We start from the raw sequence: 23,329 nt of genomic DNA on the forward strand, positions 1-23,329 counted from the left end.
GGAAGTGATGCACGTTATGAAGGCCTGTTTTATAGCGTACATTACCTTTATCATCACTATAACTTTTTTTTAATAACTATAATGGCTATTTCGTTTTGTCAGCTTAAGATCCTGCAAAACTGAAGCCTTGGCTCTAATTGTAATATTATAACTCTGGTAACGGCCAAATGGCACCCAGCCCACAGACATATCCCAGCAATGCAGGTCCCGATAAATAGAGAAACGTGTCAGAGACACTTCCTTCTGCTTAAAATCGTAACCCGAATTAAATTGAATCTTCCATTTTGGCGTCACATTCACGTCGCCATGCACATTAATCGTAGCCGAATAATCAGCACGCTCACGTCGTACGACTGTATCAAATCGTTTAAAGTACTGAAAACTAAAAGATCCTGCTAGATTCCAAGGAATATTAAAATCCACAAAGGCATTCGGGTCGCGACTGATACGTGATAAAGCTTCCGATTGCTCTTTCGTCATATTCGGCATACTATTACGCATCGAGTCAATATTTCCATTTCGGCTCTTTGAGGCATCTGGGTTAAAACTGTAATCAAAGGATAGACCAAAGTTTGTCAAACGCGCCAATTTACCATCTTCTATAGTGAATTTATCAATACGTCTACCAGTATAATCCAGTTGGTAAGGGTCAAAACTACCATTGAAATTCAGATTAATCTTCTCATTAAAAATAGTCGTTCTTCCTGAAAAACTGATTGTTGAAAGTTTTAACGAGTCCGCTGCAAAGTTATAATTACCACTAAAAGTCAAGCCCTGTAGGATAGGGATTTTCTTAAACCCTTTTCCCGTACTATCGTTTTCGGTTCGGATTTTAGCCTCAATATTATTATCTACTGAAAATCCGATTCCCATCGAGCGACCTGAAGAAGGCCCACCGAAAATAGCACCATCAAAAATTGAATACTCAGACAAGCGTCCATTTTGATCTATATAAGACTTATAAAAACCAAATTTAGGATCAGAAAAATCCGGTCTATAGTTAAAGTTTATCGATGGTGTTACCACATGTCGTATACCTTCTATCTTACCCATTTTAGGGTACATACCATATACTTTGGTAGACAATCCACTGGAGAAGGAATAATCATATGCTCTTCTAAAACCGGATACCGTATCCCTTACATCCACATACCCATTAAGCTCATTATCAACCCCCTTACGGATAGTTTGTAGATACCAACGTTCCGTATAATTCATCGACGTATTAAACTGGAAATACTTAAAAGCATTCAAGCTTAAACTCACAGGGATATTATGTTGAAAACCATTAGTAAACTGCTTAAGGGCTTCCTTCTTAAAAAGCACGGAATCTCCAGTTGAGATAGAGTTTCTTCCTTGTAAACTATACCCTACTGTAATGCGTTGGTACCACTTCTGTTCACCAACGCGATCTTTAGAATCAAAAGGATTGAATGTTGATACGTTTAGCGCAAAAGTAGGTAATTCTAAATCCACTTTACCGCTAGCCATATCTTGTCGATGACTCAAGCTGGAAGTAAAATTAACTTTACCGTCAGCAAAAACCTTCCCATAACTAATCGACGAGGACATATTATTTCGGGTCAACTGATTATAATCATAGGTACTTCCCGCACCTGTATTCTGAAAATAAGAAGCCGTACCAAAATTCACAGAAGCAGAGAAAGATGTCCCTGGATTAGCTTCCTGACGCTGGGTATGGTTCCACGTAACATTAAAATCTTTGTTACTACCATAATTACTTGCTCCCTCGGTCCCCACTTTCGTCGATGCGTACCGGATATTAAAACCTCCACTATACTTATAGTTCACCAAATAATTTGTTCGTACCGAAGCATCCCAGGATCCTTTCGAGTAAAAACTACCCCGAATTTCCGAATCCCAATAATCGTTAAACGTCAAGTACCAGCCCATGTCTCTCAGACCAAATCCACGAGCCACATCATCACCAAAGGATGGGAATAGAAACCCAGAAGACTTTTTATCCTGTTTTGGAAAAAAGGCGAAAGGCAATGCAATAAATTTGAGGGGTATATTCTGTACGACCAAATAAGATGGCCCCGCTATAATCTGTTTATCCGTTACTAAGCCCTTGGTAATATGTATACCAAAATGCGTATGGGGTTCTGGAAGATCACAGGTACTATAGAGCCCTTTAAAAATAGACATCTCATCATAAAGATTCTTTCTTAAGATTTTAGCCTGGATAAACCCACCATCCACCTCGGTCATGATTCCAAAGGTTTTACCTTCTTGCGACTTATAGTTATAGCGCAACGAATCCACCGCTTTGGGGGTATCATTCGGAAATAACACCACAGGCCTTCCCACATACTTTCCGTTATGATCGATTATCCCACTAGCAAAGAGCACATTCGTATTCCGATCTAATCGAATATAATCTGCAGATAACTCAAAATCTTGATACTTAACTTTGGCTCCTTTATACAGGTGAATGATATTCTTGCTGACTTCATTCCACGAGGAGTCATTTGCTACAATGCTAACTACAGTCTCCAGTCCGCTATCGCCTTTCATAACGACAGTATCCTTTCCACTTTTTACTTTTAGGTGATTTTTTGTTGTATCATTGGCAATTAATGCCGTATCTTGAGCGTTGATACTGGTAGATTTTGTAGTTTCAACTTGAGCTAACGCTGTATGCAGCCCTAACAATAGGGACACTAATAAAAATAAAATACGAGTCGGCGTTTCCAAAGTTGAAATACGAAATATTATTTTAGTCGTAAAAATAAACTATTACTGGCAAAAGTAGTCAAAATCATTAATAAAAGGCTGTTATTTTTATCATATACAATTAAACAACTATCTTTGTCAGTTCCTTATAAATCAGCTAGGACAAAAATGTAAAAAAAATACCGATGAAATTTTTAAATATTGTTAAAAAAATAAGACTCACATTACTTACTTCTTCGCTCTTAGTAACCACGGTTTCATTTGCATCGATAACCAACGACCCTCCCGTTTCAAAAAACAAAAAGACCTTTACTATAGTCATCGACCCTGGTCATGGAGGTCCTGCTACCGGAGCTGCTGGTAGACGTTCTTTGGAAAAAAACTTAGTATTGGACGTCTCCAAAAAACTAAAAATTGCTCTAGAGACAAAGTTAAATATCAACGTCATCATGACACGTACTACAGACGTTGACATTCCCTTCCGTACACGTTCAGAAATGGCGAATAAAAACAATGCAGATCTCTTCCTATCTATTCACGCCAACTCAACAAGCCAGCGCACATCTAAAGCATATGGAACAGAAACCTTTGTACTTGGATTCCACCGCATGTCTGAACAAGATGTTGCTATTCGAGAAAACGCGGATATGTTGCTACATGACGATGACAATAGCGATTTAGGAACCTTCGACCCCAAAGACCCATCCAGTTATATTGTTTTTAAACTGATGCGTAGACAATATAGAGACCGTAGCATACGCTTCGCCTCTTATATCCAGGCCGAATACACAAATTCAAAACGATTCGACCGGGGAGTCAAAGAACAAGGTCTGGCAGTATTAGCCCGCGCATCTATGCCTGCCGTATTAACAGAAATCGGCTTCATTAATAACAGTGAAGAAGAGGACTACATGCTATCAGACGAAGGGCAGGCAGAGATTGTAGAAAACATCTTCCAGGCTATAAAAAAATACAAAGCATCCACTGAAAAGTAAACATTTATTACATTTTCATTGTTTAACAAACAATAGACTCCTTTTTATAGGCATCGCTATTTATTGCAAATAAAAATGAATTTATGTAAGTTTAAATGTTAATATACGTGTAAGCTCAACCCTTAAATGATTGTATTTTGAAAATATCGAACGAAACTAAAGTAGGCGCATTAACGGCAATAGCAATTGCCCTATTATTTATCGGTTATAGTTTTTTGAGAGGAAATGATGTATTTAGTTCAGACAACATGTTTTACACGGATTATGACAACGTGGATGGTCTGGCAACATCAAAACCGGTGATGGTAAATGGTTACCAAATTGGCCGTGTATCCAAAATGTCTCTAATGGACAATGGCAAGATCCGGACAGAGTTCAAAATCAAAAGCGACTATGACATTCCTTCCAATACCATCGCACGTATCGTTAGTGAAAGTATACTAGGCAGTAAAGTGATTGTTTTCGACATCGGAAACAGCAGTACAATGGCCAGAAATGGGGATCCTTTACAATCCGATGTACAGGCAAATCTTATGGAGAAAGTGGAACCTCTGCAAAAGAAAATTGAAAATCTCGTTGTCAAATTGGACTCCGTATTAAGCGCCGTCAACACAGCTTTGGATGACGAGTTTCAACGTGACTTTAAAAAGAGCTTGCGTAGCATATCGGTTTCTTTGAATAATATGGAAAATATAACCTCTGATGTCGAAAACTTAATGGGATCAGAACGGGTTCGCTTGGCAAAGATTATGCAGAACCTAGAATCTATAACCAGCAACTTTCAAAATAATAACGAAAAGATCAACTCTATCCTAACCAATCTGGACAATCTTTCGGATGACCTAGCTAAAACAGAAATCAAAGCAACCATTGACAATGCGCATCAGGCAATGAAAGACGTGCAGGCGATAACCGGGAAAATAAATAAAGGAGAAGGTTCAATTGGTCTATTGTTGAACGATGACCAACTCTATGACAACCTGAATAAGGCTTCAGCCAATCTGAATGAACTCGTTCATGATCTGAAAACAAATCCAGGTAAATATTTGAAAATTTCAATTTTTGGTAAGAAAGACACCAAGTAATTAAATTATACCCCTAAAAAAGCCTTTCGATACAAATTATCGAAAGGCTTTTTTTATTGCCTGAGCTTCTTTGTATTCTGTAATATCACGGTTTTCGGGGACGAATAGGCACGTGTTTTGTTATTACCTTTGTTAAAACAATTACAACATAATAACAATGGACAACTCACCAGTAAAAAACAACGTTGAAGAAGGAAAAAGCATAGCGATTATATCCTACATCACTTTAATCGGATTAATTGCCGCTTTTGTAATGAACAAAGACAAAAACAACAGTTTTGCCAAATTCCACATCCGTCAAAACCTAGGACTATTGGTTATCGGGATAGTATCCGGCGTACTTCGGGTTATACCTGTTGCGGGAGCAATAATCGGCATGGTGGTAGGTATAGCCTTATTGATACTCTGGATCATGGGACTAATCTCAGCCTTCAACGGTAGCCAAAAAGAATTACCAGTTGTGGGGCCTTTATTCCAAAAATGGTTCAGTACACTATAAAAAAAAGGGATCCGAATTCGGATCCCTTTTTTTATAACTTAAAGTGTTTCTTTGAGCCAATCAAAAAACTCACGTTGCCATACCTGTGCATTATGTCCCGATAGCACCCAGTGATTTTCATCCGGCATATATACTAATCGACTTTTCACACCTTTTAGCTGCGCTGCCTGGAAAGCTTCCAATCCTTGTCCAATAGGCACACGATAATCTTTACCTCCCTGAAATATCAATATTGGTGTATTCCATTTGTCTACATGCTTGATCGGGTTAAAATCCGTATATGTTTTTTCATTTTTCTTGTCCCAGTACGCTCCCCCTAGATCATGATTCGCAAAAAACAACTCCTCTGTTGTACCATACCACGATGTCATATCGAACAAACCGCAATGAGAGATAAACGATTTAAAACGTCCCTCATGCACACCTGCCAACATAAACACCGAATAACCACCATAACTAGCACCTATAGCACCGATACGGGACTTGTCAACATAGCTTTCTTTAGAAAAACCATCTATAGCAGACAGGTAATCACGAATAGCCTGACCACCCCAATCCTTGGAAATATCTTCATTCCATTTCACACCCCATCCGGGCATGCCGCGACGGTTAGGAAGAATAACAATATACCCCTGCGAAGCCATCAACTGAAAACTCCAACGGAATGAATAACCTTGTGTCGTTGCAGACTGTGGTCCACCTTGACAGAACAATAGCGTAGGGTATTTTTTGGTTGGATCAAAATTAGGCGGATAGATCACCCAAGAGAACAAATCTTGTCCATCCGAAGCCTTCGTAAACCGGCCTTCCACCTTAGTCTCATTCAATTTCGCATAATGTGCGTCGTTGACACTGGTCAATGGAGCGAGCTTCTTAGATTTAAAGCTATAGTGATAGATTTCTGTCGCTTGGGTCATCTTAGTAGAAGTCACAACCAAACCATCCTTCAACTCCCCAACAATCCCTGTGATATCAAACTGTCCTTCGCTGATCTGCTCAATAACAGGCAAAGATCTTACATTTAGATTAACAGGAACTTGAATCGCAAAAAGCTGCACCGTACCTCTTGTAGGTGCTACAAAATAAATCTTTTTATTATCCTTACTCCAAGCAAATGAATTGACTGTACCATCCCAATGCGCCGTTAAGTTTACTTTTTGAGAAGTAGCCGGATCGACAAGGATAATATCATTTTTGTCTGCTTCGTAACCATCCGTTTTCATACTCAACCAGGATAATCGCTTTCCATCGGGACTGAATACCGGATTTGTATCATATCCCAACATTCCCTCCGAAAGATTTGATGTTTGTCCTGTCGCTATATCATACTGATAGATATCCGTGTTCGTACTTGTGGCATACTCCTTACCGAATTTCTTCTTACAGACATATAGCACCGACTGTCCATCGGGGCTCCATGCGAAATCCTCTGCTCCTCCAAAAGGAGCCGTAGGGCTATAGTAAGGTTCGTCCTTTAAGATATCTAACGCTTCGCCAATCTTGCCATCCGTATAGCTCGCGATAAATGGGTGATTAAAACGACCATCATTAAAACTATCCCAATGCCTGTAGTCCAGGTCATCATAAATATAGATATTCGATTTTGGAAGATCTCCATATTTGTCTACACTATGGTATTTCTTAAGTAGCACTGACTTACTAAAGAGAATATGTTTACCATCTGGCGAGAACTTAACATTTTCCAATCCCCCTTCTACATCGGTCAGCTGTACCGCAGTACCACCATTCAGATTTTTACGCCACAATTGCCCTTTAGCACTATAGATAACATCCCCATTGGCTTCAATTTTTAGGACAGATTCCCCTCCTGCTTCCGCTGTAAACTGTTTCACGGATTTATTATCCATTGCTAGAGCGTATAAATCCTTCTCCGATTTATTATCTTTTAGCGAATAATAAGAGACCCCGTATAACAACGTTTTCCCGTCCGGACTCAAGCCCTCTGCCGATACACGTCCCAACTCCCAGAGATCCATTGCGGTCATGTTTTTCTTTCCAAAAGATTCCTGCACTTTTGTCGTGATTAATGATTTATCAATTTTAACTTCCGGCTTTCTCTGCGCGACAGTAGTCACGCTAATCAGCAGAGCTGCAGCCAATACAGACAACTTATTCATATACATACAATTACTTCATTATCATTTATCAACTATCAAAGACAATTGACCCTATCTTCGGTGATAGGAGTATAAAGTGCAAGATAAGAAAATATCCGAAGAGTAATGTTAACGAGCATCAACACCATTCTTAAAATTTAGGTCATAAAGATGCCTTTAAAATTAAAACCCGGAAGATAGGCTTTGACAAACTACCTAGAGATTGAAAGCGCGGAACGGTGTAAAACTTCAAAGGTCTTAATCTCGCCATAGGCGATTAAAAAGGCATCTAAATAAAAAAAACTATAAACAACTAAAAAACTTACACGCTAACTTTCACTGAGAAACTTGTGATAATTTTCTTCCTTCTGAAAATAGGCAACCTCTCCATTATCCCCAACCACAACGATAAATGCATTCGCTTTATCCACTTTCTCTAAAGAGTAAGGATCTGTCGCAATACGGGACTTCTCATCCTTAGGAATCTTCTCCTTGCACATATTACAGCATCCATAGTACTTTTTCCCCTCATGCTCGACTAGAATTTGTTCTTTACCCATATAAGCATCATTCACCATGCACACCAGATTCTGAGGTACCTGCTTCCCTTTCAGTGGATTTATACTTGTATTTATTTTATTTCCTTCCTCTGATGTTACCACCGAATCCTGCACTTTTTCTTCACTATTATTGCAGGCTATCAGGGATACCGCAACTATTGTTGCGATACCCCATGTTTTAAATAATCTGTACATATAAAACAGTTTAAAAACTTCTTACTATTATGATTTCTTCATTTCCGTTTTGGCAGGAATCTCCGTTCCCTCCAAGATTTCTTCTGTACCCATCTTAAGGATAACATCTCCCTCATTCAGTTCACCAAATACTTCTACTTTATCCGGCATCATACGTCCTTTACTGACAGGTACATTCTTTGTTTTTCCATTTTCAACACGGATCACATAAACTCCCATACCACTTTCTACAACAGCCATTTTAGGCACAAAGAATGTAGCTACCGTATTCTGTAAAGGGATCACAGTCTCAGCAACCATAAATGGCTTCAGGACATTACCGCCATTCGCAAAATCCGCTTCGATCTTTTCTGCTCGAAACTTAGCATCCAGACTACCAGACTTACGTGTGACCAATGCCACATGTGTAGTTTGAGGTTGCGACCTTACATGGAATCGAATTGTATCTCCCTGTTTGATATATGGCGTACTTGCTTCCGGAATAGAAAGATTAAGGCGCAGCTTCCTATTATCCTGAACCACCAATAATGGTATTTTTCCCATTGGTCCCACATAGGCGCCCAAATCAACATTCCGATCGGTAATGGTACCTGCAAATGGGGAACGGATTACAAGATAGTTATCAATATCTCTTATCTCTTCGTAGGCAGATTTAGCCGCATTCAATTGCGCTTCATCCGACAGCTTGCGTGCTGTAATCTGATCGATAGCATCCTTTGCTATTGCCCCTTCTGTTTTATCCGCATTCAACATACGATCGTAGGTTGACTTCGTAGAAAGGTAAATCGCATTTTGGGCCTCATACTTTGCTTTAGCACTAGCCACTTGCGACTGAATCTCCGGCGCTTCCAATACCATCAGAACCTGACCTTGCGAGACCTTGTCTCCAATATCCACTCGGATACTTTTCACATAACTGTTCACCTTAGCAAACAGTTCAGTATATTGATCAGGCATCAACTCTCCTGCTAGTTGCAGTTTCACCAAGGGATTACTCTTCGCCACCACTACCGTCTCAAACGGATTCATCATCATACCCATACCACCCATGCCCTTGCTTTCGGTCTTTTTTTCTTCTTTTACTTCTGCCTTCTCGCTATTGCATGCTGTAAAAACAAAAATGGATGCAATAGCTGTATATACTAATAACTTCATACCTGTATAATTTGATTTTTTAAAAACATAATGAACATTCGTTGGGACTTCACAGATCCATACGAATAATTAATTTACGGACTGATTAAAGTGGACACTTTCTTCGTCTTCTGGATCCAATGACGGACTCAGGATACTCACATTTCTCATCACCCATCCATACACTAGAGGGAGTATAACCAAAACGGAGAAAGTAGAGAAAATCAATCCTCCAATCACTGCTCTACCCAACGGCGATATCTGATCGGCACCTTCGCCAAATCCAATAGCAATCGGAAGCATTCCCGCTGCCATTGCCAGTGTCGTCATGATAATAGGTCTTATCCGTAGCTTAGCAGCTTCCAAACCTGCGGCCATCGCGTCAACTCCTTGTTTACGCACACTCTCCGCATTACTGATTAACAGAACCGCATTCGCGATAGATACACCTACAGACATAATCAACCCCATATACGATTGTAAGTTCAGTGTAGAGCCCGATAGATTCAATAGTACCAAAGAGCCAACCATTACAAAAGGAACTGTGGTCAAAATCACTAAGGAAGCCCTAAAAGACTGGAAAGTAGCTGAAAGCATCAGAAAGATAACAACAACAGCAATCAATAGCCCAGTCGCCAGACTCTTCATCGTCTCATCCAATACCGGAGCTAAACCAGCGACGTTTATATTCACCCCTTTGGGCAGTTCGCCCAAAGAAGCAATAGCTGCTTCTACATCCTTTGATGCACGCTCTAAATCCGTCTTATGGATATTAGCAGTCACCGTTGTATACCCCATAGTACCCAGGTTGTAACTTTCTCCTAATTCCTTCGATGGCGTGATCGTTGCTACATCACTTAATACAGGTCGCTCGGCATTTTTGGACAACGGTAAGTTAGCCAACTCTTCCTTGCTATTCAGTATATGTTGTGGCGTCTGCACCTGCACATCATAGGCAATTCCCATCATACCACCTACCCAGAAGTTTTTATTGGTATAACGTGTAGATGCTGTAGCTGCCACCAAAGATTTAGCGATATCTTGCGCATCCAGCCCCAATTGAGCTGCACGGGTACGATCTATATTAATCTGCAAAGCGGGATAATCCATTGATTGAGGGACCTGCTGATCACGCATGTACGCTAACTCTTTAAGCTTTGCCAGAAGTTTGTTGGCATACATACGGTTCATCTTTTTCATCATCCCTGACACCCGGATCTCGATCGGATTATTAGCACCTTGGCTCAAAATTTTCTCGGTAAGTTCAATAGGTTCAAAAGAAATATGCAAGTCCGGCATTTTCTCTTTGTAATATGCCCGTAGCTTATCCTTGAGCTCGTCAGAATTACCCTTAAATTCTTTCAAAGCCACCTGCATCAGTGCCTCGTGGGGACCTGCATTATAAAGATAGATAGGACTCACCGCAAAAGTAGAGGGGTGTTGACCGATAAATACGGAAGAAATAGCGACATTATCCTTACCCACGACATTTCCAAGCTGGTCTAGAAAACCTTTTACTTTTGCTTCCGTCACTTCAATACGTGTTCCTTCAGCAGCTTTGATACGCACTTGAAACTGCCTCGAGTTTACTGTTGGAAGCACGTCTTTTCCTGTAATTTGGTACAGCGCAAAAACCGTAAATAGAATAGATACAAGACTGATAATAACAATAGGTTTTCTAAATTTCATCATTCCAGTGAGCACATTTACGAACCGGTCCCTAAACTTCGAAAACCAATCTCCTTTATGCGAAGGGTTTGCGCAGGTCTCTGGATTATGCTTCATCATCCAATTGCCCATAATCGGGACAAAGGTCTGTGACAACAAGAACGAAACCACCATAGAGAAACCAATAGCCAAGGCCAAAGGCATAAATAACGCTCCAGGAATTCCCGTCATCATAAATGCTGGTGCGAAAACCGCCAAAATACAAAGCATGATTAATAACTTAGGAAACGCGATTTCCTTACAGGCATCCCATATGGCTTGCGCCCGGGTCTTGCCCATGGCGAAATGCTGGTGTATATTTTCAATAGTCACCGTACTCTCATCCACTAATATCCCTATCGCCAAGGCCAGACCGGATAGCGACATGATATTGATAGTATGCCCGAAGAGCTTCAGAAACAGAACACCTGATATAATGGAAATCGGAATTGTCATAATTACAATCAGCGCTCCACGTCTATCGTTCAAGAACAACATCACCATCAAACCAGTCAATAAAGCTCCAAGCACACCTTCAATAATCAAACTTTTCAAGGCATTAGAGATATATACCGATTGATCAAACTCATATGAAATCGTGACATCATCCGGCATATTCCGTTGTATCATAGGAAGCGACTCTTTCAACGTATTGACGACATCCAGTGTCGAAGCATTACTTGCCTTAGCGATATTAACATACACCGAGCGCTTGCCATCAATCAGGGCATAGCCTGTCGCGATATCTGCTCCATCTTTGACTGTAGCCACATCCCTTATATATACATTATCTACAGTGCCTTTAAATAGTGGTACATCTCCCAATTCCTCTACAGTTTTGACCGTATTATTCGTTGGTGTCAGATAGTTTGTATCACCGATATAGACGTTACCTGAGGGCGATGTAATATTATTTCTACTAATAGCCTCTACAACCTGCTCTGGAGAGAGATTATGTGACCTCAGTTTAACAGGATCAATATTAATCTCAATTGTCCGCGGACTACCACCAAATGGAGGTGCTGTAGTCAGTCCTGGAATAGCAATCAAAAACGGACGTGCGTTAAAGTTGGCAATATCCTGCAGTTGATTATTATTCTTCGTATTGCTTCGAAACACCAGTTGCCCTACAGGCTGCGATGAAGAGTCAAAGCGGATAATAAATGGGGGTGGTGCTCCTGGAGGCAAGAACACCTGCGAACGCGTCGACAGCGCATTAATCTGCGCAAGAGCCTCTCCCATATTCGTCCCTTCGTAGAAAACCACCTTCATTAAAGTAAGGCCTTGCGTATTTTTAGATTCAATACTCTTGATACCGTTTGTAAACAAAAGCATGTTTACATACATCTTGGTAAAATACCCCTCCATCTGTTGTGGTGTATAGCCATTGAATGAATGAGCTACATATACAACAGGGAGGTCCATTTCAGGCAGAATATCTACTTTAACATCCTGGGCTGCCTTAATCCCAAAGAACAGTAGTCCGAGCACCATCACGATAATCGCTATGGGCTTCCGGAGTGCAAATCTTATTAATTCCATATGTCAATAATTACTTCACGACCGCGACCTAGCGGGCCAATTTCTTCTATACGCTCCATCAAAGCATTTTTATGGGCGCGAACTCATTAATACCTCAATTGTTATTTTACACTAGCATCCAAGAGCATCGTAAGATCTCCATCTGCAGCTGCCAGTAGCAGTAAACTTTGCCATACGTTATTTTGAGCAATTTCAAAATCGATTTCGGCACGATGCAGACTGTATAGGGCCTGTGTGAAATCCACCAAAGTCGTCAAGCCATTTTCATAAAGTGCTGTATGTTGTTTGTAAGCCAGCTGCGCGGCAGCCAGCTGTACTTTCGTCTCTTCAAAATTTTCGAAAGAGTTGGTAATTTGCTTTTTTGCCAACATAGATTGTGCGTCCAGATCTTTTTTCATACGATCATAATCGTACTCCAAAGATTTTGTCAGCAAACGTTGTTCGTTAACCTTACTATCGTAACGGAACAAATTGGTGATGTTCCAGCTCAACGAAACGCCCAATAAGAAGTTACCACGATTAATACCAACACCTTTAAGATAGGACGAAGAATAAGCCGAATTGTCCTGAACATAATTCCAGTCAAAGCCAGACCCTCGGCCTTGTATTACTCCAAATCCCGATAGATTAGGCTTTCTTTTTGCCTGGATAAGCTGTTCTACTTCTTTACTTTCATCTATTTTAGATTGTTGCCACACTAAAAAAGGATGATTTTCAAAGTTGTTATCAGCGATTCGTCCAATTACTGCTGTCGGGGTTGCTGTACTATATATGCTATCCAGTACATACAGTTTAAAATCCTCTCCCATTAATACAGCCAACTGCTTGGAGAACTCCAGCTCTTTATCGAAAGACTTAATCTCCATCGATCTCGCGTTTGACACCTCTGCTTTTGCCAGCGAAGCATCCACCTCGGGAATCAAACCGCTTTTTGCCCGCGTATTGGTCATATCGTAAAAAACCTCCGCACGCTCAAAATTCTTACGCTGCACATACTTGATACGCTGTGTAGCCAAAAGGTTCAGATAAGCGGCACTGACCTTGACTTGATGTTGAAAAATCTCCTGATCCACATCTGCCGTCGCTGTCTTTTCTTTCGACACAGCGAGATCAACCTGCTTCTTCAGGCGACCAAAAGTAAATATGTTCCAGTTTACATTGGCAAAATACAGCGAACCAAAGGCTGCGTTCCAATTCTGGTCGGCCAATGGCATGGATGTCGCGGCTGAGGCAAGTCCTCCATAAGCATATAATGGTCCATTCTGAGCGTTGATGGTTCCATAACTCTGCTGAGCAGCTACTGTTACATCAGGCAGATATTGTTTCTGTTGATAAAGGGTGTTTTGTACGGAAGCTTCCACCAACACCTGTTTCGACTTGATTTTATCGTAGTTTTCAACCGCGTGCTTTAAGGCGTCTTTGAGATCTAACGTCTGCGCAAATCCACTGACGGAAATACCCATGACGAGAGATATAGACGCAATGTGCTTTATATTCATCTATATGATACATTTAAAATAAAACTTTCATGATTCCATGGAATCACCAACAGAGATGAAAGTTCTTGATGTCCATTAAATACGGACTCTTTCAGAAAAAAAAAGAGATTTGCACGGATTCCAACAAAGGAAACCGGAATAATACTTAAATGAAAATAGATGAGGTACTAGATTCTATAAACGCAATAGAAAATATAGAGTGGGTTACTCCAAGGGACTGTTTTGGTAGAATAGTGATTGGTATTGGCTATAATATCGCCTTCTATAGCCAGATCAAATAGCGCTCCGAGCATACGCTCTGGAAACACATGTGCAAATATTTTAAAAGCATAATCGAAATATCCATTTCCTTGAGTAGAAACGTCTACTTTCAATGTTTTACTTTCGTGCTTGCAGCAATCCTTTTTTGATTTCTTTAAATCTTTCTCTTTCGCCAGACAGATTGGGCAAGGTTGGTCACCAATCGTTGTCGAAGCCGTAAGGCTCACAGATCTAATCGCCGATCCTACACACTCATGCGAAAACTGGGTAAAGCCAGAAGACAGTACCAAGTACAGGAGCGATAAAAAGATGACGAATAGTTTTCTCATAGCAACAGCCACAAAGTTATGTAGCGAAGATAGACTTTCCTTTATATCATTTGGAGAAAATGTTGTAAAATTTTGGTGTCAATACCAAAAAAGAACGGGCCACTCCTGAGAAGAGCGACCCGTTATCATCCATTAATTGAGGTATATGATCAGGTAGTTGTTTACAATATTTTAGTAACCGAATATTTCTTCCAGGGTCAATTTTTTGACTTTCCCCAACCCATTTAAATCGTCAGCCTTAAGTTTAGACTCATCAGCTACGACACAGTAGATATAAGGTTTTTTACTGAATTCTTTTGCATGGAAAGCTTTAACATCGGCAAATGTCAACGCCGGAATCTTTTCATAAACAGACTTACGGATATCTGTTTGATTGCCCAAACGCTCTGCTGCCATATAGCTGTTTAAAATAGCTGTATTCGTCACCCTTTCACTAGCGATTGACTTCAACAAACTTATTTTTGCCGTCTCAAAAGATTTTGAAGACTCTGGCAGCACATTGATAAGTTCATTCATTCCAGTGATTGCATCCATAAATTTATCCGACTGCGTACCGACATAAGCTCCTACTGTATAATGATTTTCCTTCTTGGAAGGAGCACCGTAAAACGCATAAGTGGAGTAAGCCAATGCTTTGGATTCGCGGATAGTCTGGAAAACAATACTTCCCATTCCTCCACCAAAATAACTGTTAAACAAAGAAACCGTAGGTGTCAATGCTGCATTATAGACGTCAGAATTTCTGAACCAAAAAATATCCGCCTGTTTCATGTTGTAGTTGGAAACAAGCACTTGATTCTCTGTAGTAGACAGTTCTTTAAATGATGTACCCTGAGGGATAGCCACAAATGCCCCAGTGCCTAACTTCAGCGCTGGTAAGCTTGCTGTTAGCTGTGCAACTTTCTTTGGTCCGAAATAAAGCACCGTATGCTTTGTTTTAGACAAGTCGTGCAATACCTTAACTAAATCCTCTGCCTTTAGTTGATCTAGCTCAGCATCCGTAAATGTATAGTTGAATGGATTTTTAGCACCATATTTCGCATAGGCCTTAAGCCCATTCATAATGGCATCTTTATTCTCCTTTGAATTGATACGTGATTTTTTGACACGTCCAATATAGGCTTCAAAAGCAGATTGATCCACCACACAGTTTCTTAAAAGGTCTTGAATCAACTCAACAGAGGCCCCAAAATTACGATCAAGTCCTGCAATAGAAACGGTAGTCTCTTCATTGCCGGCAGACACCGAAAAATCGGTTGCCAACTTATAAAAGTCTTTACTGAATTGCTCGCTGCTCTTCGCTTTTGTTCCTAAGAATTCCAAATAACCTGCCGCTAATCCTAGCAATCTGTTATTCCATCCTCCTAGAGGGAAACGATAGACTAAACTAAACAACTCATTATCCTTATTTTCTACAGCCAACACTTCTGCGCCATGAGATGTAGATTTTTGAATATCTTTACTGTAATCTAACCAAACCGGCTTGATCTCCTCTTCAGGCATCGCATTAACCTTAGTCAAAAACTCAGATTGTGCTTCACGGTTTACCGTGACAGGTGTGATCTCTGGCTTGACGACCTTAACCACATTTTCATCTACCCCTTGTTTTTTATAGATTGCTACATAATTTTGATCATTCAAGTATTTATTGGCAAAATCAACAATATCCTTTTTCGTCACTGTAGCTAACCAATCCGTATTACGGAGTTCGTTGGCCCAATCCAATTCTGAAGTAAAAGCACTCATTAATTCCTCCGCTCTACTTTGGTAGCTATCATTTCTAGCAATCTGCGCTTTGCGTTCATTATTGACGATAGAGGTAATCAAATCTTCCGAAAAATCACCTTTACGTAGTTTATCAAGTTCGGCAAGTAACAACTCTCTTACCTGATCCAAAGATTGACCTTGAGAAGGATTTCCCTGAAGAATCAACATGGAATAATCTTTCAATACATAAGGAAATGCTCCCGCTCCCAACAGCTTTTGTGATTTCACCAGATCCAAGTCGATCAAACCTGCTGATCCATTAGTAAGAATGCTTCCTAGAAGGTTCAGCATCTGTGCATCTTTCGTGGCTGCACCTGGAAATCTAAACCCTAGGAATAAGAACTCTGCGTTAGGTCCTTTTACCTCTCTTATAATGGGCTTAGTAATCGGCTTTTCTGGCGCAAAAGTATAAGGGGGTACCGCTTTAGTCTTCATATAAGAGAATGCAGCGTCCACCTTTTTAATCATAGTACTCGGATCGAAATCTCCAGACATGATAACCCCCATATTATTGGGCACATAATAGGTCTCAAAATAGGTACGGATAGCTTTTAGCGAAGGGTTCTTAAGATGCTCTACTGTACCTAACACCGTTTGTTGTCCATAGTTATTCGTCGGAAATAGACCTTCAAACATCGCTTCAATAGCTTTGCGATTATCAGTATCTAAACCAATGTTCTTCTCTTCATAAACAGCCTCTAGCTCCGTATGAAATAAACGGAATACTGGGCTCTTGAATCGTTCCGCTTGTACCGCAAGGTATTTATCCACAACATTATTAGGGATATCCTCGATATAAACGGTCTGCTCGAATGAAGTAAACGCGTTAGTTCCCTCTGCTCCCATATTGCTCATCAGCTTGTCATACTCATTTGCAATAGCATACTTTGCTGCTTCACCGGAAACCGCATCGATCTCTTTATAGATAGCCTTACGCTTTGCCTCGTCCTTCGTTGAGTTATAGTCCTCGTATAAGCCGTCAATCTTGTCTAGAAGTGGTTTTTCTTTAGCCCAATCCAAAGAACCAAATTGCTCTGTTCCTTTAAACAGTAGATGCTCTAGATAATGTGCTAGACCAGTATGGTCTTTAGGATCGGTTTTACTTCCTGCCTTCGTGGCAATATAAGTCTGAATCCGAGGTTCCTTTTTACTTGGGCTCAAGACAACTGTCAATCCATTCTGTAAGGTATAAAATCTGGAGTGAGTGGGATCGTTGGAGACATACTTATAGGAATATCCTCCTTCTGTCGCTTGCTTCCATTCGTAATTTGTCTGCTGAGCATTACTGCTCCCTACTGAAACAAACAAAAACGCGAAAACATAAAAGACTTTAGCTTTTTTCATACTTTGTACTTCGCTGAGTTTACATATGTACAGTCTATCTTAATTGAAGACTGCTTGGGTTACAATCAAATTTAGGTTTAATATCAATTAGTTCACCTCTGACATTTATTTTCGATAAATTTTTCGGCTATATCCCATTTACACAAAATTTTTTAACGAAAAAGCAATTCAAAGCCCCACAAGAGAACAACATATTCAGTAAGAGCACTATCAATACCTCGATAAACCATATTTCTTAAAGATTAATGTCAAAGTATTCCCACTGTCGTTACAAAGATTATTTTTATAGGGATTTCATAGGGTATAAATAGAGGTTTTATAGAGGGTTCATAGAGGTAAAACACTATAATTCCTCTATATACTCACTACTATAATTCTTTATAACCAGAAGAATATGTATATTTAGTATAAGTTAATTATAAACTAATACCGGATAGGTCCCGAATCTACGTCGAAGACAACTATCCTAAAACACACAATTATGGCAATACTAAAAGGTGGTATCAATGGCCCATTCTCAGGAAAAGTCGGGAGTGTTGTAGGCTATGAACTAAATGGTCAAGCAATAATCCGATCGCTTCCACGCTATGTCAAACGTAAACCTACTGAATTAACAATTATCAACCGTAACCGTATGAAAGCGGTATCTAAGTTTTTATCGCCTATCGGAGAAATCATCAAGCTAGGTTACAAAAATATAGCTCCTCCGGGTAGTCGAATCGGTGCTTTCCAGGCTGCACAGTCTTATTTCTTTAAAAATGCAATTGATTATGATGAAGATACGGTCCCCTATATCAACCCAGAAAAGGCATTAATCTTTAGAGGAGATCTTGATCTGCCAATTGTTACTTCATTACACCGTGAACAATGTAAACTAACGATAACATGGGAGAGACATCAGCACCAATACGATGGACACTACAAGTTACTGCTTTTGGCGTATGACATCGAAAACGAGGCTAGCCTTTATGAAGGTGCAGCTACGATGAACGATGGCCAATTGGAATGGCAACTGCCCAATCAATACCATAAAATAGAACAATTGCACATCTATTTTGGAGTACTAAACATTTTTACGGGAGAAATGTCAGATTCTGTTTATGCAGGTTGCGTCTAGCAAGCCTTTGTTAAAAACGTTTAAGTAGTATCAAGATGTATGTAACATACATCTTGATACCTTCAGGACCTAATCTCATTGTTTGTCAAACTGATACCAATTTACCTTAGTTGATATCCGCATAAGAATAGCAAGGATAACAAATACGCCGACTGTACCTACAATCAGTGAGTAATCCCGTAGTTGCATCAATACGAATATAAAACCGTAGAACAATCCTAAAATCCCAGTAAACAATAACGCTGTTTTATTGTCCTTGGTAATCATCCGGATAAAAGAAGCAATCAAAACAATAGTCGCTACTGCCGCCAATAAATAAGCTATATTGAATCCTAGATGTTCGGATATCGCCAACAATAGAGAATAGAACAAAATCATTGCTGCCCCTATCAGAATATATTGGATAAGGTGAATACGTTGTTTTTTAATGATCTCGGTAAAAAACAAGGATGCAAACGTCAACACGATAACAAGTATTCCATATTTGGCAACCCGCGTTGTCTTTTGATAGTTATTCACTTCCGGAAGAAAGTTAATCTGGACCATATCCATGTCTGTGGCCGCTTCAATATTGGCACTAGCTACAGCTATGCCATCGGTGGTCTCTATATAATTGTCGAAATCAGCTTCAGCAAGCGACATTCCGGAAAAGCGGTACAAACGATCATTTCCTCCAGACCATTGCTGTGGTAGTTTTCTACCAAAACTAGGAATGTTCCATGATGCATTAAAATCCCTATCCGACACCTCACGAACCTCTGGAAGATAAGCCCCATTGAAACTAGGATTCCCCCAATTTCCCTTTGCTTCGACCAAGGTATGGTTGGCTAGGGGCAAGAAATTAATGGATTTGGAACCTCTTAATTTGACCTGAATCTTAAAATCAAACTTGGTATCCTCTCCTTTAGCTAATGGAAGGCTAGCCACCATGTTATTGTTAAACAGCTGGAAATTTCTGACATCCATAGTTAATGGTAATTTTTGTCCTGCCCATTCCAATTCAGGATCGGCAGACAATCCCTTCACATCTTGTACACCAAACACCAGGCGTGCCTCACTCCACCTCATCTTGTCTGCGGCAACAGGAAGCAGTTTCATATCCAATCCAGCGAAATTTCCTTTTATAGTAAAACTTGAATTGTACACGACTGATTCATAAATCCCTCTCTTCAGGCTCTCTGGCTTAATATCTGTCTGCACCTGTGTCTGACTAGGCAACAAAAACATCCAATCCTGGTCAATACGCTGCACGACGAACTCTTTACCCTTGCTGTCTTTTTCGACTACTTCACTCACATAGTCGTAAGGAACTGCCAATACCGGACTGACAATTACTTGATCTCTCCCCCATTTAGCGGCAATCTCGGACGAAACCTGTTGCTCGCGGTTTTTTCGCTCACTGACCAAATCATCAACCAGCGACATTGGAATCATCATGATCAATAGCAGGACGAAGATGACAAACAGTTTTAAAATGACGGAGTTACTAAGCCTTTCGAAAACCGTCATATTCGGGCTGGGGAGTTGTGGAGGAGTTTTTACTTCATTTTCCATGATTGTTATTATTTTAAATGTGATTAACTATATTTTTCTAAAATGTATTTATCAAAGAGCACATCTATAAAAGAAAGTACTTTGTTTTTCAAAGTTAATAGGCAAAAAAAACTATGTATACTGTTGTTTTATTAAATTTTCGAGTGCGCTTAAATGATTTTCGAATGCTTTCTGCCCTTTATCCGTACGGATATACTTAGTATTAGGTTTTCTATCCACAAAACTTTTTTCTACAATAAGATAGCCCTCCTTCTCCAAACTCTTAAGGTTAGATGCTAAATTACCATCTGTCACCTGCAAAAGTTCCTTCAGCGAGTTAAAATCATAATACTCATTTGCAACCAACACACTCATGATCTGCAAACGGACACGATTCTCCAACACTTTATCATATAGGGATAGGTCTAAACTCACTTCTCGTAACGTTGATGAACTATAATTCCGTAAATAATATGCAATAGGCCAAAACCGATAGCCCAAAACCAAAGTCCGTATCCGGGAAAACATAACGCCAATAGCCCCAATACAATATCCATTAGACCTAACCACCTTGCTTCCTTAAAGGTAAATGTACTGGCCGCACATAGCGCTAATCCATAAAAAATCAATAGCGAAGAAGCAACTAAACCGTACTCTCCTTTATATATAAGTACCATAGAGAACAATCCTCCTGTCAATAGCGGTATCGCTGTTGCAGTCAACAATCCTTTACTGGTCGCATTCCAGATCGTTTGATTATTCTTCTTTGCTTTATACTTCGCCATCAAAAAACCAGTAAGGACAGACAATAGCAATACCAATCCGGCTATAAGGACAAGCTTAGCGATAATACCAGAATCTGTAATATAGTTATCCCTATATCTAAAATTACTACGATAGCCGTATACGGTAATATAACCAAAGAAAGCGCCTATTAAAGCGTAACTCCCTATAAGGATCCCCGAAAGACCACTTATAGACATAAATTTAGAAGAGCGCTCCATCAACGAGCGTATCTGTCCTATTTCCTTAATTAAATCTTGTTGACTCATAAAAGTACTTTGATATTCAAAGTAACATACAAAAATCCATACTCACAACTATTTTTTCAAAAAAATAACCGCCTATAACAAGAAACGATAGGCGAATATCTCACAAATCTCCCCTATATATAAGTATAAATCCTCCGTAAAAGCCCTCATTAGCGCTCTACTTCACATTTCGACAAACTTTTTTTAAAAAAAATCAACTTGAATTATAGGCTGTTAGACAAAAAACACCTCTAATTCATCTTTTTTTTATAGAAAAGGCTTGACAAATATCGTTTTGAGTTCTATCTTTGTATCACAAAAGAAATCCTAATAACTGCGGAAGTGGCGTAATTGGTAGCCGCACCAGACTTAGGATCTGGCGCCGCAAGGCGTGGGGGTTCGAGTCCCTTCTTCCGCACTTGATATCCTCCCGACCAACAGAAATCGGGAGGATTTTTTTTATAATGCGAAAATAACGAACGCTTAAGAAAAGTATGAACATTTCACATCAGAAAATCGACGATATCAGCGCTAAAATTACCGTTGATTTAACCCCAGAAGATTATAATCCTGCAGTTGACAAAGCGATTAAAGATCAAGCAAAAAAAGCAAAACTACCTGGTTTTCGTCCTGGATTGGTACCTACGGGCCATATTAGACGTACATACGGTAAGGCTATTTTGTTGGATGAAATCAATCGCGTTGTAAATGAAAAAATCTCTGCATATATCACAGAAGAGAAACTTGAAGTTTTAGGTCAACCTCTTCCTGTTGATAACGAAGAAGACAACAAATACAATTGGGATTTTAAAGATACATTTAATTTTAACTACGAAATCGGACTAGCTCCTATTTTTGATGTTCCTTTCTCTGCAGAAACAGAATTCACAGAGTATGACATCAAAGCTGACGAAGCTACTTTGGTAGAACGTACTAAAAATTTACGCCGTAGCTACGGAAAGATGACTAATCCTGAAGTCTCTGAAGAAGGTGACGTATTATACGCTACTTTGAAACAAGAGAAAGAGGACGGTATAGAAAAAACTACATCTGTACGTACAGACGTAATCGAGGATGCTAAGATTAAAAAATCGTTGGTAGGTCTTAAAAAGGATGATACTGTTAAAATCGATATTAAAAAAGCATTCAAAGTTGCTGACATCGCTCGCATCTTAGGCATTACAGAAGAGGAAGCTGAAAATCTTGACGTTACTAAATTTGAACTTTCAGTTCAGAATATCAACCGTCTTGAAGAAGCTGATTTGAATCAAGAATTTTTCGACAAATTGTTCCCTGAAGGAGAAGTTACTACAGAAGAGCAATTTAACGAAAAAGTTAAGGAAGAGGTAGAGAACTTATTCAAACAAAATTCTGCACAGAAGTTACGTAACGACATGTACACTTTTGGTATGGAAAAAGTAGAAGCTAAATTCCCTGAAGATTTCTTAAAAAGATGGTTACAGGCTACAAATCCGAACCTTTCAGCAGAAGAAATTGAAGAAGGATTTGCTGATTTCCTGAACAATCTGAAATGGACAATCATCGAGAACAGAATCGTTACAGCTAATAACCTAGAAGTGAAATACGATGAGGTTGTAGATTTAGCAAAAGAACGTATCTATGGTCAAATCAAGATGTACAACATCAATGAAGAGCCTACAGATGAGCAACTAGGTCAATTTGCAATGCAACTTCTATCTGATAGAGAGCAAGCAAACCGTTTGTTTGAAGAGGTAAAAGCCCTTAAGGTTTTTGATCACTTAAAAACTACTGTTAAGACAAAATCTAAAAAAATAGATTACGATAAGTTTGAAAAACTAGATAACAAATAAGTAATCTTCAAGGATAAAAAAGGGGTTAACAGTAATATGTTAACCCCTTTTTCGTTATATTTCATATTCCAAATAAGATATAAGG

The 23,329-nt window shown here is 39.6% G+C and carries 16 protein-coding genes and 1 tRNA gene; 6 read left to right on the forward strand and 11 right to left on the reverse strand.

What is annotated here, in order from left to right; all coding sequences use genetic code 11:
* Positions 1-69: 69 nt before the first annotated feature.
* Positions 70-2,685, reverse strand: coding sequence for a putative LPS assembly protein LptD (locus JKG64_RS10090; protein WP_317195839.1), 2,616 nt, complete (start codon positions 2,683-2,685; stop codon positions 70-72).
* Positions 2,686-2,882: 197 nt separating this feature from the next.
* On the opposite strand from JKG64_RS10090, the gene JKG64_RS10095 reads away from it, so the two are divergent.
* The 3 genes from JKG64_RS10095 to JKG64_RS10105 all read left to right on the forward strand — a co-directional run bounded on the left by JKG64_RS10095 (position 2,883) and on the right by JKG64_RS10105 (position 5,276).
* Positions 2,883-3,692 (forward strand): N-acetylmuramoyl-L-alanine amidase family protein, encoded by an 810-nt coding sequence (locus JKG64_RS10095; protein ID WP_210354143.1) that lies wholly within the window; start codon positions 2,883-2,885, stop codon positions 3,690-3,692.
* A 137-nt stretch (positions 3,693-3,829) separates the two neighbouring features.
* Positions 3,830-4,777 (forward strand): MlaD family protein, encoded by a 948-nt coding sequence (locus tag JKG64_RS10100; protein ID WP_210354144.1) that lies wholly within the window; start codon positions 3,830-3,832, stop codon positions 4,775-4,777.
* Between the two features lie 157 nt (positions 4,778-4,934).
* The gene (locus JKG64_RS10105; protein ID WP_210354145.1) at positions 4,935-5,276 is read left to right on the forward strand and encodes a DUF4870 domain-containing protein; all 342 of its coding nucleotides are present in this window, start codon (positions 4,935-4,937) and stop codon (positions 5,274-5,276) included.
* A gap of 38 nt (positions 5,277-5,314) precedes the next feature.
* On the opposite strand, the gene JKG64_RS10110 is transcribed toward JKG64_RS10105, so the two are convergent.
* The 7 genes from JKG64_RS10110 to JKG64_RS10140 all read right to left on the reverse strand — a co-directional run bounded on the left by JKG64_RS10110 (position 5,315) and on the right by JKG64_RS10140 (position 17,731).
* Complete coding sequence (locus tag JKG64_RS10110; RefSeq protein ID WP_210354146.1) at positions 5,315-7,414, reverse strand: S9 family peptidase; 2,100 nt, start codon at positions 7,412-7,414, stop codon at positions 5,315-5,317.
* Positions 7,415-7,722: 308 nt separating this feature from the next.
* Positions 7,723-8,148 carry a TRASH domain-containing protein gene (locus JKG64_RS10115; RefSeq protein WP_210354147.1) on the reverse strand — a complete coding sequence of 142 codons (426 nt, stop codon included), beginning with the start codon at positions 8,146-8,148 and terminating at the stop codon, positions 7,723-7,725.
* Between the two features lie 27 nt (positions 8,149-8,175).
* A complete protein-coding gene (locus JKG64_RS10120; protein WP_210354148.1) occupies positions 8,176-9,303 on the reverse strand; it encodes an efflux RND transporter periplasmic adaptor subunit in 1,128 nt (375 codons plus the stop codon).
* A 69-nt stretch (positions 9,304-9,372) separates the two neighbouring features.
* Positions 9,373-12,531 (reverse strand): efflux RND transporter permease subunit, encoded by a 3,159-nt coding sequence (locus tag JKG64_RS10125; RefSeq protein WP_210354149.1) that lies wholly within the window; start codon positions 12,529-12,531, stop codon positions 9,373-9,375.
* Between the two features lie 101 nt (positions 12,532-12,632).
* Positions 12,633-14,030: a TolC family protein gene (locus JKG64_RS10130; protein ID WP_210354150.1), complete on the reverse strand. Its 1,398-nt coding sequence runs from the start codon at positions 14,028-14,030 to the stop codon at positions 12,633-12,635.
* A 167-nt stretch (positions 14,031-14,197) separates the two neighbouring features.
* Positions 14,198-14,620, reverse strand: coding sequence for an HYC_CC_PP family protein (locus JKG64_RS10135; RefSeq protein ID WP_210354151.1), 423 nt, complete (start codon positions 14,618-14,620; stop codon positions 14,198-14,200).
* A gap of 171 nt (positions 14,621-14,791) precedes the next feature.
* Positions 14,792-17,731 carry a M16 family metallopeptidase gene (locus tag JKG64_RS10140; RefSeq protein ID WP_210354152.1) on the reverse strand — a complete coding sequence of 980 codons (2,940 nt, stop codon included), beginning with the start codon at positions 17,729-17,731 and terminating at the stop codon, positions 14,792-14,794.
* Between the two features lie 481 nt (positions 17,732-18,212).
* Between JKG64_RS10140 and JKG64_RS10145 the strand changes: the two genes are divergently transcribed.
* Entirely contained in the window at positions 18,213-18,848 is a 636-nt protein-coding gene (locus JKG64_RS10145) for a DUF6266 family protein (RefSeq protein WP_210354153.1), read from the forward strand.
* A gap of 75 nt (positions 18,849-18,923) precedes the next feature.
* Here the strand turns inward: JKG64_RS10145 and creD are convergent, their stop codons facing one another.
* The 3 genes from creD to JKG64_RS10160 all read right to left on the reverse strand — a co-directional run bounded on the left by creD (position 18,924) and on the right by JKG64_RS10160 (position 21,433).
* On the reverse strand, positions 18,924-20,402 hold the full coding sequence (creD, locus tag JKG64_RS10150) for a cell envelope integrity protein CreD (protein ID WP_210354154.1): 1,479 nt from the start codon (positions 20,400-20,402) through the stop codon (positions 18,924-18,926).
* Between the two features lie 111 nt (positions 20,403-20,513).
* Entirely contained in the window at positions 20,514-20,816 is a 303-nt protein-coding gene (locus JKG64_RS23035) for a winged helix-turn-helix domain-containing protein (RefSeq protein WP_317195840.1), read from the reverse strand.
* Positions 20,813-21,433, reverse strand: a complete 621-nt coding sequence (locus JKG64_RS10160; RefSeq protein ID WP_210354156.1) for a hypothetical protein — start codon at positions 21,431-21,433, stop codon at positions 20,813-20,815. The genes JKG64_RS23035 and JKG64_RS10160 overlap by 4 nt, the downstream gene beginning before the upstream one ends.
* A gap of 315 nt (positions 21,434-21,748) precedes the next feature.
* Here JKG64_RS10160 and JKG64_RS10165 point away from each other — a divergent pair.
* Both JKG64_RS10165 and JKG64_RS10170 read left to right on the forward strand, forming a co-directional pair.
* Positions 21,749-21,830 (forward strand) — tRNA-Leu (locus JKG64_RS10165).
* A gap of 76 nt (positions 21,831-21,906) precedes the next feature.
* The gene (locus tag JKG64_RS10170) at positions 21,907-23,244 is read left to right on the forward strand and encodes a trigger factor (protein ID WP_210354157.1); all 1,338 of its coding nucleotides are present in this window, start codon (positions 21,907-21,909) and stop codon (positions 23,242-23,244) included.
* Positions 23,245-23,329 lie beyond the last annotated feature (85 nt).

It is taken from the genome of Sphingobacterium tabacisoli (genome assembly GCF_017908035.1).
Classification (GTDB): domain Bacteria; phylum Bacteroidota; class Bacteroidia; order Sphingobacteriales; family Sphingobacteriaceae; genus Sphingobacterium; species Sphingobacterium tabacisoli.